Source organism: Vreelandella venusta (genome assembly GCF_007989605.1).
GTDB classification, from domain to species: domain Bacteria; phylum Pseudomonadota; class Gammaproteobacteria; order Pseudomonadales; family Halomonadaceae; genus Vreelandella; species Vreelandella venusta.
In genome coordinates this window covers 233131-246665 of record NZ_BJUL01000003.1, presented here as the reverse complement: position 1 = coordinate 246665, position 13535 = coordinate 233131, and the positions used below count along the sequence as shown (strand labels likewise).

Here is a 13535-nt window from a genome sequence, read left to right as displayed (position 1 = left end):
CCCCGTTAAGGCATTACCCTGTAAGGTGATAGCTCTCACCATACACCGTTTTCACTTTATATTAGGAGCTTAATATGCAACAGATAACCCGTGCTGGCGAGCCGATGGATGTGGCGGGAACGCTACCTGCTCCAGGTCAAACTGCGCCGCTGATGACGCTGACCAATGCTAATTTAGAAGATGTTACCCTTGATACGTATTCGGGCAAGCGCAAAGTACTGAATATTATCCCGAGTGTCGATACGCCCACTTGTGCGGTGTCTACTCGACGGTTTAATGAACTGGCCGCGCAATTGGATAATACCGTGGTACTGGTGGTGTCTGCTGACCTGCCATTTGCGGCCAAGCGCTTTTGTGGCGCAGAAGGGTTGGATAACGTTGAAACCTTGTCTACCTTCCGCCATCGAGAGTTCCAAGAAGCGTGGGGTGTCGCATTGGCGAATAGTGCAATGGAAGGATTGTGCGCCCGTGCCGTGGTAGTGCTCGATGCAGATAATCGCGTGTTGCACAGTGAGCTGGTCAGCGAGCTGAAAAATGAGCCTGATTATGAAGCCGCGCTGGCAGCCTTAAAAGGCTAGTCAGAGGCAGTACGTAGGTTGCTAATGTGTGCCTTGTTTCGCTGCCGCCACCAGTGCACTAATTAAACGTTGCTGGGGGCGGTTGAAAATAAGCCACTCAGGATGCCACTGCACGCCAATTAGAAAATCATGTTTTGTGGACTCAATTCCCTGTACTAGTCCGTCCCGGTCGCGGGCGACAATATTGATGCCGTTACCTGCCTGATTGACCGCCTGGTGGTGCAGGCTATTCACACGACACCATGTGACGCCTAATAGTTGATAAAGCTTACTTCCCCCGACAATATCTACTGTCTTGCGCGGTAGCACCGTGCGCCGTCGTTTCAGGCCTTCGTGGGTAGTATAAATATCAGGGTCGAGGGTACCTCCCAGATGGACGTTGATGAGCTGAGCTCCTCGGCAAATTCCCAATACCGGAGTGTTTTGTGGAATAAATCGGCCGAGTAGGCTGAGTTCCAATTCATCGCGGGCAGGGTCCAGCCGCACATCCAGCTGTACTTCACCGCCGTAAAGGTGCGCTTGAATATCATCGCCACCGCCAATAATTAGCCCGTCAAGATGGGCAGGCAAGGGGCGTGACGGGGACAAGCGAAGCGGTTTGCCACCATGTCGCCATACGGCGAACCAGTCAAACCACCACGCTAGGTGGCTTTTTTGATCAGAGGTTGTAATCCCAATAAGCGGTCGAGACATGCCGGCACGTTCTCACTCAGGCAGTGTGTTTAGGATGACTTAAATAGGCCAAGCAGCTTCGTTTTACAGCGTTTCCACCAAGGTTGACTGTGTTCAGCAATATACTCATCGCAGCGAGCGCGCAGCACCTCACTGTTTGCGGCTAGCTTTTCTACCTCAACCCAGCGATTCCACTCCACAACCGACCCCCAGCCGGGCTGAGAAAGCTGCGCATTGGGTAGCCGGTAATGAAATGTCGGGCGTGGTTTAGTGAGTTGGCTATGCAGCAGCTCATTGGGATGGTCAGGACGCAGGTGCGCAAACAGCGGCAGTAAATCCAGCTCTCGATTGCGTGTTGGGTTATAGTGCAGATAGTCATCGATAAACGTATCTAAATCAGGCTGATAACCAGAATCCAGGACTTTAAGGGCGTACTCTTTATGAAATGGGTTAGCGTGAGGTAGTACTTCACGGGTAATGTCGACTTTGATTTCATCGCGCAGCCAACTGGCGAGAAGCAAGTAGGCTTGCATCATGGCTAGAAGGTAATCAACCTCAAACCGCTCTACTTCAGGGTTGAGATGCAGCCCAAATCCGTAGAGCAAACTGGCATCCGTACCTTTCGCGCCCTTGTCGCGCAGGGCACTAAATAGTTGGTCTAGTTCAGCTAACTTATCCCAGGGGATCGGCGGACAGACAATTTCCGTAGGCACTAAGCCTGTTACCATGTCGCCAATCAGTTCACGGGTTTTTTGATGGAACTCTATTCGCCGATGGTGCTGCTGGCGTGCCCATTCGCTATCGCTTTCATGGTGTTCTTCCAGTAACGTCTTATCGGGGTGAGCATATTGGGTATCCAGCTCAATACCGAACTCGCCCCATCGTGTCGCTTCAACCAGTAGCCGGTGGGGACTTACCACGTTAAGCTCACCCCCAAATAGTTCGCGTACCAGTTCAGCGGTATCATGCGGTGGAAGTCCGGCGAATTCGATTTCCACACCGACACGCCTTGTTTTTCCATCACTGTTTGTACGCTTAGGAGGGGCTTGCAGCGTCATCTCGGTATCCTTGAGGTGAACGTTTAAGCCAACAGCCTATCATAGTCACGCATTAAGGCTGAGAGTATAAAGTTAAGTAAACGCTAACTAATCGGCGTGTTATGCCGGTTTATTTTCGGGAGTCAAGCGTGCGACAGCACTGGACAATCAATATCGTGTTAGGCGTTTTTTTGACGCTACTCATAGGTGTGATGACCTTCGCGCAGGCGCAGAGCGTTTCTCTGCCAAGCCTGGGGGGAGGCAATGATGCATCAGAAGAGCAAAGTGTCAGTAGTGAACGCTTCCAAAGCTCGCTTAGCGATGTGATCGCAATGCTGGAAAATGAAGAGCAGCGTAGAGCGCTGCTCGACTCCCTGCGTGAATTGCAGCTTGCCACCGAGGCTGGCGAAGAGGACAAAATCGTTCATCAAGGCCTGCTAGGCGCATTAGCCGATACGCTGACCGATATTGGCGAGCAGGCTCAAGCTGGTGACTCGCCAGTTGATGAATGGTCACGACAATTGGTTCAAGGGGCTGCCGACTTACGCGCATTAAATGATGGTGCTGACCAGGGGGAGGCGCTACGTGCAGTGGCCGAAGGCGCCGTCCTTGGTGTTATTTGGGGGACGCTGCTGGTCGTCATGATTGCGTTTGGGCGTTTGATCGCCACACGACGAGAATGGCCGCTTGATTTGCCTCGAGACCCGAAAGCATGGTTATTGGCAGTGCACTTTTTACGCCGCATGCTGCCTTGGGCACTGTCATTCGCGATTACCCTAGGGATTGGGCAGATATTACCTTACAGCCCAGGCCGAACGGTTGTGTTGGTTCTGGCTTACGTTTGTGTGTGCGGTCGCGCGTTGTCGGTAGTGATTGAAACGGTTATTGCGTTTTTCAGCCGCGGCCATCGTTTTACAGCGGTACAGGTGCTGCAACAAAAAGCCTTACGGGGTCTGTTTGTCATTGGCGCATTAATCGCCTTAGGCGATGCGGTGAACTCCACTCGCTTGGTCGAGTTGCTGGGTAGTGAGCTTTCCAGCTTAGTGTCGGTGCTTGCGAATATGTTGGCTGCGCTGCTTTCAGCGCGCTTTATCTTTAAATTTAAACGACCTGTTCGTCACTTGATCTGCAACCGTCCTTACAAGCAGCGCCGTGATGCCAGTGCCGCCGTTGAGATGATCCGTGCGCTGGGCGGCCTTTGGCATATTCCTGCACTGCTGATGGTCGGTGGCTCATTACTGGCGATCTTTATTACCGTGGGTGATGTGGGTACAGCGCTTGCGCGCTCGATTATCTCGGCAAGCTTATTAGTGTTGACGTTAGTGGTAACTGGCTTGCTGAGACGTCAGTCTGAGCGCTTGGGTAAACGCCGTCATCGGCGTCGTTACAGCCAATATCGTAAGCGTTTAGAGCGCTTTGGCTTTGTCCTTGCCCACCTTTGCGCCTGGATGGTGTTCGCTGAACTGTTTATGCAGGTTTGGGGCGGTTCGCTGTTTGGCCTTGGTCAGCAAGCGGTAGCCAGTGCCCGTATTGGCCAAGCCTTGATAAGTCTGGGGGCAACTGTGCTGCTGGCTTGGCTGGTATGGATCTTTGCTGATACGGCTATTCAGCGGGCGCTAACGTCCTCCGCACGCTCTCGCGGTAGGCGAGTGAATCAAGCTCGGGCGCAAACCATCACGCCGATGATCCGTAATGTTATTTTTGTGACGATTTTGATTATTGCGGTGATTGCCGGGCTAGCAAACCTTGGTGTTAATGTCACACCACTGCTCGCGGGTGCGGGTGTCATCGGTCTGGCGATTGGTTTTGGTGCCCAAACGTTGGTGCAGGATTTAATCACCGGGATCTTTATTCTGATCGAAGACTCCCTGGCGGTTGATGACTTCGTTCAGATTAATGGCCATATGGGGACCGTTGAGGGCTTAACGCTACGTACTGTGAAGCTGCGTGATTTAGATGGTGTTGTCCACATTATTACCTTTAGTCGTATTGAGTCGATTCATAACATGTCGCGTCAGTTCGGTATTGCGCTGATGCGGATTCGTATCCCTTATGCGATGAAAATTGATGATGCAATTACGCTGATGCAAGAGACCGCGCAAGAGTTACGCAAAGACCCCATGATGCGCCACTATATTTGGTCGCCTTTAGAAATGCAGGGCGTGCAGGGCTTTGAAGATGGTTGTCCTATTTTGCGCATGCGTTTTCGTACAGCACCCGAAATGCAGTGGGACGTATCGCGAGCTTTTAACCTGTTACTGAAGCAACGCATGGAAGCGCAGGAAATCGATCTAGGCGTACCGCGTCTCAGTGTCAGCATGGAGGCGCGTTCAGAAGATGGTCGGCAAGATCGTAAGCCCGGTGAGACTGGGAGAGAAGAGCCTGCAGGAAAAGAGCGCACCGGCACGGATTTCACGCTCGATGAGCCGGGTGACAAGAGCTGGGCAGGGGATAGTAGCGATGAAAGCGGCGATAGCCCACGTAAACGGCCCGCGCCGCCAAAACCCGCTCCGCGCCCGACAGAAGCAGAACTGCGCCGAGACGAGCGTGAGCGGACAGAGGCGTCATCCCACGCTAAGTCCAAGGCCCAAGGCGAGCCCAAAGGCGAGACCTATGCCAGCACCTATGGCCAACAAGGCGACGAGTAGCCATGGACCCTTGAAACGCCGCCAGCGGTTATAAAGTGATACCGCAAGACTAACGCGATCAATCAGCTCGTCATGGCGCGAAATAGCATGATCGGGTGGCAGGGAAAAGTCGTTGGCCACATCGCCTTGCCAATGAGCGCCGTGGGTGAGCCCAAGTCTTGCCCGCAGTTGTCCTATGTCGCTGACGGTTTTATGGAGCTTGTTATAAGCGTCGCGGTGTTCGGCAACGCCAAGTACGGTCTCAGCGTCCTGGCGCAACGCGCTGTTTGGGCAGCGAGCCACCGCGCTATTGATTTCTTGGTCACTCGCGTCGGGTGTCAGTGTCAGTCGTTGGTACAAATCGCGCATAATGTTCGAGTCGATACTCGCTGTCGGTTGAGGTGCCTGGCTCTTAATGGTTAACAGTAGGCTGATCAGAGGTTTTGCATCAAATAATCGTAGGCGCTTTTGATGCGCTGAAAGCGGGTTGATGCCAGTGCTACTTGATGTTCACTACCCGAATAGAAACGGTCAGGGTGATGCAGCTGCGCCATGCGGCGATAGGCACGGCGGATATCGGCACGATTAGCCCCGGGTGTTAGCCCTAAGACTGCCAGCGCCCGAGTGTGGCGATCGGCTGGTGAAGAGGGGCGCTCCCGCTGTTGGCGACGGGCTTCTTCCTGGCGCTTCTGCTCTTGTTGCCAGCGCTGACGCTGTTGGGCCTGTTCTTGTCGTTTGCGGCGCTCTTGTTGTTTATCCTGTTCCCGCTTGTTCTGTTCCTGCTTGTTCTGTTCCCGCTTGTTCTGTTCCCGCTTGTTCTGTTCCTGCTTTTTCTGTTCCTGCTTGGCCTGCTGCTGTCTTGCCTTCTCGCGGTGTGCCTCCTCCTGTTGGCGTTGCCTATGCTGCTGCCTTTGTTGCTGTTGCTCTTTATTAGCACGCTGGCGCTCTTCAGCTTCTTTTGCTTGCTGCTCAGCCGCCTGTGCATCACGAGCTTTGCGCGCGTGATATTCTGGATCGTGAACCTGCCAGTAAGCATCTCGACTGGGGTCCTCCGCTGATTGCAGTGGTTTGCCCGTTAACTCATGAAAGAGAGTGCCGAATGTGGCAGGCGTGACATTTAGCAAATCGGCGAGAAAGCCCAGAATATAATGATTACTCAAGGATAGCTCGCCATCGTCGGTGGCTAACGTGATCGCTTGGTAAAGTATGCTGAGACTGCGCTCGTTGGAACACTCTTTGCGCACAACCTCGGCCGCTAGCTGAATGGCTTGAAGGTCTTGACTATGAGCAATGCTCATCACTGGCCCAAGTTCGTGACCGTGACGAAATTGCGCGGTAACTTGAGCCAATCGGCGTCGCCGCTGGCCTTCTGACACCTGCTGGCGATGTACAAGCACCCAGGCTAACAGTAGTAGTGTTGCCGTATCCACTTGACTGCGGCTCTTTAGCAGCAACAGCTCAAAGGGTGAAAAACGGGCAATGGACATTCCCTGGCTCCAAGGCAAAGAGGTTAGCCGTAGAAGTGCTTTAACGGCCATCCTGATAATGATTGGCCATGGTATATCATCGCGTTACGCAATGAAGTAGGAGATTCGTTAGGTGATCAATGTTGAGCGTAAAAATAGCTTCCAGCTGAGGCTCACTCGACGGCTCAAGGAAGAAACGTCCCACACGCTCGATGTTTACCTATTTGTACCCAAAGAGCTTGGGCTTAGCACTCATGTCATTTCAGAAGAGGCGTTTTATCACGGCGCGATCAGCGTTTCACGCACTTACTACAGTGACGAGTACCATTTACCGCTGGTCCATAGCCGTTTAGCGAGCCGTAATCAGTTAGGTAGTGATTCCTATCGGTTGAGTTTAAGTTTGTACGCTTACCAATACGTTGGGGCGTTAGAACGAACGACTCAGGCAATGCTGGTCAGCGCCCGAAAACTACGCCATGCAACTAGCGATCAGCGCCAGGAGAGCGGCGAGCTTCAAGAGCTTGCCGATGCGCTCCGTGATCAGCTGTATGAAATGAGCGATTTGAGCGAAGGCATTCTAAAACGCTTACGGCGCAATTCGCCCACCGACGAGCGGCTCTATAAGTACTTTGCCAACATCGATAATTACCTTTCCTGGTTTACCGAACAACAACTGTTGGCATTGGTAGCGCATATGCCACGTGGTGGTGAGTTTAGTGAGATAAAGCGTCGCTTTATCATCGTCTGCCAGCGTGAGAGCGACTATCGAAAAGAGCAGGAGTATAACGCTGAACGGGTGATGGAAGACCCTACTCGGATGTCGAATAAAATGCGCTTGCTAAGGCGGCTTATTGAACACCCAATTACACTCAAACAGCGTGCTCTAGAGCTTGGGAGCGGCGAGCAGAAAGCAGTCAAAGCATTGGCGACTGCAGTGGTAATGACGTTTGTTTCGCTTGGTGTGCTCCACTTACGCAGCGCACTGGGCGATGTTACTGCGTTGTTTGTCTTGGCGTTGGCGCTGCTTTATGCGATGCGGGAAGTGTTTAAAGACGACCTGCGTAACACGTTATGGCGCTGGCTTCGGCGCGGAAGGCCAAAGTGGCGGCGGCAATATATCGACCCCACGCGCAATCAAGCGGTGGGCCGGCAGTTAGAGTGGTTCGACTATAAACGCTATGCCGCACTAGATACTGATATTCAGCAAATGCGCCGTCGCACGGTCGCTCAGCGTGAAGAAGAAGTACTTCATTATCGTTCCAGCTCGCGTATGTCGCCCACCCGCTTTTTAAGCGGTTATGAGCATACCCGTGAAACGCTGCATATCGATCTTTCCATGCTGACGCGCTTAATGAGCAAAGAGAAGCACTTTATTTACCGTCTGAAGGAAGGGCAGGCCGTTAGAGAAAGCGTCGAGAGACGTCACCTGTTTAACTTGGTCATTCGCGAGACGGGGAGTGAGGACACAACTTATCTAGCTCGCTGGAAAGTGGTAGTCAGCCGTTCTGGGATTGTCGATGTCGAGAAAGTCGCTGAGGAAAGCGTAGCAAAAGTCAGCAAATAAACTGCGTTGGATCAATAGATGTGCACTGAGGCTAAGCCTGCATAGCAAAATCACCCGGAGCGCACTAGTCTCAAAAGGGAGGCAATATAATTTGCGACTGCGACCCTGTCGCCTGGAGGATATCGTGCAAGCTATTGATATTATGACACCCAACGTGGTGTGTGTAGATCCCGACGCAAATGTGCGCGATATAGCGCAGTTACTACTCGAAAACCGCATCAGTGCCGTACCGGTGGTCGATGACGAGCGTAGAGTGTTAGGTATCGTGAGCGAAGGCGATTTGATGCGTCGAGTGAAAGATGAAGCGGACGATAACCACTCTTGGTGGCTCTCGCTCTTCAGTGGCGGAAAAGATCCGGGGACATATATTAAATCCCATGGGCGTAAGGCGCATGAGGTAATGACACCCAACCCATTAACCGTTGAAGAACATGCACCGCTGCATACCATCGCTCGTTTGCTGGAGAAGCACCACATCAAGCGGGTACCCGTGGTGCGCGACGGTAAGCTCGTTGGTATTGTCAGTCGCGCGAACTTACTTCAAGGGATTGCTAACGCGGTTGTAGCGCCCACCCAGTCGCCACAGGATGATCGCTCTATCCGTGAAGCCATTCTTAAAGAAATCAACAATAACACCGGCGTACGGACCGAAAGCTTTAGTGTGATTGTTGATGGCGGAAACGTAGAAATTTGGGGGTTAGTAGAGTCTGGAGAACAGAAGCAGGCAGTGACCGTAGCGGCTGAAAATACCCAGGGCGTCAAGCGTGTTGAAAATCATCTTGGCATGATGCCGCGTGGAGCAGGCTACTTCTAATACGTTGTGTTTCTTACCTAAACAGCCCGTTGCTTTATGTAGCGGGCTGTTTTATGGGCGCTAATGCGTAATGCCAGTCAGTTAAGGCTGACTGGCATTACGCATTAGCCCCATATCACAAAGCGGCCATCTACCAAGCACTGCACATCATTCCCGAGCCAGCGCACGTCATTCCCGAGTCACCGCACGTCATTTCCGAGTCACCGAACCGTCATTTCCGAGTCACCGCACCGTCATTCCCGAGTGGGGTTATCGGGAATCTACCTTGACCTGCAGCAGCCTGAAACCTCAGGTCAACATGGATTCCCGCTAAGGGCCTGCGGGAATGACGAAGTGGCAGGAGCTGTGGGAATGACGAGGGCGGCTTGGAGGGCTGGGGTGGTGTCATCGTCAGGCACTTATTGAACAAAAAACCAGCTCATCGGCTAATACGCACTCTTTTTACGAGCAAAAGCTACTAAAGTTGCATTTGAGTAAACGTTTACTCTTTGCAAGTAAACGTTTACTTTTAGCCTTGTGCATCATTTTTGAAGATGTTTTATTGCGCAAGGAGAATCTATGAGCATTAACGTGACTATATGGGGGGAAAACGTCCACGAGCAGACCAATGGCATCGTGGCGCGTATTTATCCTAAGGGTATGCACCAGTGCATCGCCGAAGGTTTAAACGAAGCAGAAGGCATCAATGCCACTGCTGTCACATTACAAGACCCAGAGCAGGGCTTGAGCGAAGCAACGCTTGAAAGCACCGATGTACTGCTATGGTGGGGCCACGCCGCCCATGGCGATGTGTTGGAGGAAACGGTTGATCGCGTTCAAAAACGCGTACTCCAGGGCATGGGGTTGATTGTGCTGCACTCGGGGCACTACTCGAAAATTTTTAAGCGCTTAATGGGAACTACGTGTTCACTAAAGTGGCGTGAAGCGGGCGAGCGGGAACGGCTGTGGGTAGTGAACCCAGGTCACCCGATTGTTCAGGGCCTGGGGGACTACATTGAGCTGCCCCATACCGAAATGTACGGCGAACCGTTTGCGGTGCCCAACCCCGATGAAGTGATCTTTATCAGTGCCTTTGAGGGGGGCGAGGTGTTCCGCTCCGGCCTGACCTATAAACGTGGCAACGGCAAGATTTTCTACTTCCGCCCTGGCCATGAAACCTATCCGATTTATTACGATGCCCAGGTGAAAACCGTGTTGAAAAACGCCGTGAACTGGGCACGCCCGGAAGGCTCGCGATGGATCGACAGCTGCCCTAATGTACCCGCTGACCAAGCGCCTAATCCGGTCGAGATTAAAGGCGAAAGCCTGCATAAACCCGGCGAGGAGGGCTTTAAATGATCCGTTTAGCGATAATTGGTGCAGGCAGCATGGCTGGCGAGCATGCCAAGCATTTTGGTCGTCTTGAAGGAGCCGAAGTGGTGGCTGTGTGCGACCAAGACCTTGCCAAAGCCCAGGCGTTTGCCGAGCATCATGGCATTGCCGATGTGTATCAAGACCTGCAGGCCATGCTGGCTCGGGATGATATTCACGCGGTAAGTAACGTCACTCCAGATGGTGTTCACAAAGCCACATCGCTGGCCGTTATTGCCGCAGATAAACATATCCTGTGTGAAAAACCGCTGGCGACAAATGCACAAGATGCCCATGAAATGGCGGCCGCTGCCCAGGCCGCTAACGTGATCAACATGGTCAACCTAAGCTATCGCGATGCCCCAGCGATTCAGCACGCGCGGGCGCTGATTGCGGGAGGGGCGATTGGTCAAGTGCGTCATGTCGATGCCAGTTATAGGCAAAGCTGGCTAGTGAGTAACGCCTGGGGACGCTGGAATGAAGATAGCCAGTGGCTGTGGCGGCTTTCTGAAGCCCATGGCAGCAAAGGCGTATTAGGCGATGTTGGTGTGCATATTGTCGACTTTGCCAGCTTCCCCGTTGGCGACATTACCCGCGTTAACTGCGAGTTAACCTGCTTTGAAAAAGCCCCAGACAATCGCATTGGTGAGTATGTGCTGGATGCCAATGATACCGCGCTGGTGAGGGTGACATTTGCCAATGGTGCGAGGGGTACTATTCAGGCCACGCGCTGGGCAACAGGGCATCACAACTCGCTGGCGCTGAGTGTACACGGCGATAAAGGAGCGCTCCGTATAGACCTGGACGCCTCAAAAGATGACGTGCAGGTATGTCTCGATGATGACGTACATCCTGCCCGCTGGAGCACTGTGAAAGCACCGCACACGCCGAGTATTTACCAGCGCTTCGTCGAGAGCATTCGCAGTGGGACTAATGATCAACCCGACTTTGCGCGCGGCGCGGCAATTCAAACCGTGCTTGATGCCTGCTTTGTTTCAAGCCAGGAAGACCGCAGCCTAGCGATTGCCAGCTAGGTGGATGGCTCGACCCTTTAACTAGCTCCCTACCTACCAATAACAATAGAGGTGAATGCTATGCGTTATTACCTGCGCTCGTCAGCGGTACTATTTGCCCTGCTGCCCACAACGCTGCCTGCCATGGCGGCTGAAATTACCATTGCCTGTGGCGATGGTGGGGCGGCAGATTTTTGCCCAACCCTGGCAGAACGGTGGGCCGATGCTAATGGTCACCAAGTGAATATCGTCACCACCCCGGCATCACCCACTGAGAAGTTGTCGCTTTATCAGCAACTATTAGGCAGCCAATCGCAAGATGTGGATGTGTTGATGGTGGATATTGTGTGGCCAGGGCTACTTGCCGACCATTTGGTTGACCTAAACGACTACCTGCCGGAAGGCGCGGCTGACGGCTTTATTCCCTCACTGATGGATAACAATACTGTGCAGGGCAAGCTGGTGGCGTTGCCGTGGTTTACGGATGCAGGGTTGCTCTATTACCGCCAGGACTTGTTAGACAAATACGCTGCCGACGTACCAGCAACTTGGCAGGCGTTGACGGACACTGCGCGGCATATCCAGCAGTCTGAGCGCGACGCAGGTAATGCGCGCATGCATGGGTTTGTGTTCCAGGGACGCGCTTATGAAGGACTGACCACCAATGCATTGGAGTGGATAGCCAGCCACGGTGGCGGCACTTTTGTGGATGCCGATGGGCAAGTCACCATCAATAATCCCCAAGCAGTAGAGGCCATCGCGCTAGCAGCCTCTTGGGTGGGAGACATCAGCCCTGAGGGCGTGCGCAACTATATGGAAGAAGAAGCTCGCGGGGTGTTCCAATCGGGTAACGCCGTGTTTATGCGTAACTGGCCCTATGCCTGGTCGTTGGGGCAGGCCGATGGCACACCCATTCAAGGCAAGTTTGGCGTCGCGCCGTTACCTCGCGGGCCCGAAGGGCAGTCTGTCGCAACGCTTGGCGGCTGGAACTGGGCGGTTTCACGCTACTCAGAGCATCCTGACATCGCCGCTGACCTAGTGGCTTATCTCGCCGCTGAAGAGCAACAGAAAGCTCACGCCGTTGAATTTGGTCGAAACCCGACGCGTCCCATGCTCTATGAAAATGCTGAGGTGCTGGAAGCCCACCCGTTTATTGGCGAACTTTATGAAACCGTTATGAACGGTGTGCCACGTCCTGCGAGCGTTACTGGGGAAGCGTATCCGCGGGTGTCTAACGCCGTGTTCAACCGTGTGCATGACGCCCTAGCCGGTGATATTTCCCCCGAACAAGCAATTCAGCAGCTCGATAGCGAGCTTGCCCGGATAGGGAGGCGTGGTTGGTAGCTGGGTTTGCCGCAATGCTCAGCGATTTTCGGCACAATTTTTGGCACAATCATAAGCCTAATCGCTGAGGCATGGCATGAAACAGACCAAACAGAGCGCTCAAACGGCGACCATACGCGAAATAGCCCGACGGGCCGATGTCTCTATTGCTTCGGTCAGTCGGGCACTTAATGGTAAGCCAGGGCTAAGCGACGCGTTGCGGGAAAAAATTCTTACCATCAGCCGCGACGTGGCGTACCAGCCCAGCGCAGCGGCCAGGCAACTGATTAGTGGCAAGGCAGCAGTGGTAGGAATTTCCCTGGGGCGCCAGGATATTGAGCTACGTCCTTACTATATTCTGCTCTACCAACACTTAACCGTCGCTTTGCACCAGCAGGGCATGGTGCCGATCTTTTTCCACCACGATCAAACTGCCGAGCTTCCAGAACGGGCGGGCGCGGCTATTCTGTTAGGGGAAACCTCTGAGGATGAGCGCCCCAGCTTGTTAGAAAATGCCGACGTGCCTTTTGTGCGTATTGGCAACCCTGGGCGGGGCTTTTCGGTCGCACCGAATGATGCCCAAGGGTTTTATGAAATGACGCACCACCTTATCGCTCAAGGACGTCGGCAGCTTGCGTTTGTCGGTGGTGAGCTGGAAGTGCCTGGGCCTCATAGTCGTTTAGAGGGTTACCGACGGGCGCTGGATGAGGCCGGACTCTCTGAGCAACTAATTAGCCTACCACATCGATTCAGCTCAGATTCCCTGACCAGTTATCGTTATTTAAATCGTGCGTTGGCGCAGGTCACAACTGGGCAAGCGCTGCCGTTTGATGCGCTAGTCTGCGCCACCGACGAACTGGCGTTAGGGTGTATCGCCGCGCTTGAAGACCGGGACATAGATGTGCCTCGCCAAGTTGCAGTGACCGGTTTTGATGATCTACCAGCGCTTGCTTCTGGGTTAACCACCATTCGTCAAGATATCGCAGCAATTGCGACAATGAGTGTGGAGCTGTTGGGTGAAGCGCTAGCAAGCAAAGCGCCCCGGCATGTATCGCTACCGGTGACGCTTGTCATGCGGGAAACCGCCTGAG

Annotated in this window: 12 protein-coding genes; 8 read left to right on the top strand and 4 right to left on the bottom strand. The window is 53.4% G+C overall.

What is annotated here, in order from left to right; genetic code table 11:
• The first annotated feature begins 74 nt into the window (after positions 1-74).
• A complete protein-coding gene (tpx, locus tag HVE01_RS05000; RefSeq protein WP_146942779.1) occupies positions 75-578 on the top strand; it encodes a thiol peroxidase in 504 nt (167 codons plus the stop codon).
• 21 nt (positions 579-599) lie between these two features.
• On the opposite strand, the gene HVE01_RS04995 is transcribed toward tpx, so the two are convergent.
• Both HVE01_RS04995 and HVE01_RS04990 read right to left on the bottom strand, forming a co-directional pair.
• Positions 600-1271, bottom strand: coding sequence for a gamma-glutamyl-gamma-aminobutyrate hydrolase family protein (locus tag HVE01_RS04995; RefSeq protein WP_125746115.1), 672 nt, complete (start codon positions 1269-1271; stop codon positions 600-602).
• A gap of 29 nt (positions 1272-1300) precedes the next feature.
• A complete protein-coding gene (locus HVE01_RS04990) occupies positions 1301-2308 on the bottom strand; it encodes an amidoligase family protein (RefSeq protein ID WP_146942777.1) in 1008 nt (335 codons plus the stop codon).
• Positions 2309-2436: 128 nt separating this feature from the next.
• Between HVE01_RS04990 and HVE01_RS04985 the strand changes: the two genes are divergently transcribed.
• Positions 2437-4935, top strand: coding sequence for a mechanosensitive ion channel family protein (locus tag HVE01_RS04985; protein WP_146942775.1), 2499 nt, complete (start codon positions 2437-2439; stop codon positions 4933-4935).
• Here the strand turns inward: HVE01_RS04985 and HVE01_RS04980 are convergent.
• Positions 4852-5283, bottom strand: a complete 432-nt coding sequence (locus HVE01_RS04980) for a hypothetical protein (protein WP_125746121.1) — start codon at positions 5281-5283, stop codon at positions 4852-4854. The two genes, HVE01_RS04985 and HVE01_RS04980, sit on opposite strands and share 84 nt — an antisense overlap.
• A 65-nt stretch (positions 5284-5348) precedes the next feature.
• A complete protein-coding gene (locus tag HVE01_RS04975) occupies positions 5349-6401 on the bottom strand; it encodes a J domain-containing protein (protein WP_146942773.1) in 1053 nt (350 codons plus the stop codon).
• Positions 6402-6513: 112 nt separating this feature from the next.
• On the opposite strand from HVE01_RS04975, the gene HVE01_RS04970 reads away from it, so the two are divergent.
• From HVE01_RS04970 to HVE01_RS04945, 6 genes are all read left to right on the top strand, one after another.
• A complete protein-coding gene (locus tag HVE01_RS04970) occupies positions 6514-7944 on the top strand; it encodes a hypothetical protein (RefSeq protein WP_125746125.1) in 1431 nt (476 codons plus the stop codon).
• A 124-nt stretch (positions 7945-8068) separates the two neighbouring features.
• Positions 8069-8758, top strand: a complete 690-nt coding sequence (locus HVE01_RS04965; RefSeq protein ID WP_125746127.1) for a CBS domain-containing protein — start codon at positions 8069-8071, stop codon at positions 8756-8758.
• A gap of 558 nt (positions 8759-9316) precedes the next feature.
• Positions 9317-10096, top strand: a complete 780-nt coding sequence (locus HVE01_RS04960) for a ThuA domain-containing protein (RefSeq protein WP_146942771.1) — start codon at positions 9317-9319, stop codon at positions 10094-10096.
• Complete coding sequence (locus HVE01_RS04955) at positions 10093-11142, top strand: Gfo/Idh/MocA family protein (protein WP_146942769.1); 1050 nt, start codon at positions 10093-10095, stop codon at positions 11140-11142. Before HVE01_RS04960 ends, HVE01_RS04955 begins: the two co-directional genes overlap by 4 nt.
• A gap of 60 nt (positions 11143-11202) precedes the next feature.
• Positions 11203-12465 (top strand): ABC transporter substrate-binding protein, encoded by a 1263-nt coding sequence (locus HVE01_RS04950; RefSeq protein ID WP_125746132.1) that lies wholly within the window; start codon positions 11203-11205, stop codon positions 12463-12465.
• A 76-nt stretch (positions 12466-12541) separates the two neighbouring features.
• On the top strand, positions 12542-13534 hold the full coding sequence (locus HVE01_RS04945) for a LacI family DNA-binding transcriptional regulator (protein WP_146942767.1): 993 nt from the start codon (positions 12542-12544) through the stop codon (positions 13532-13534).
• Position 13535 lies beyond the last annotated feature (1 nt).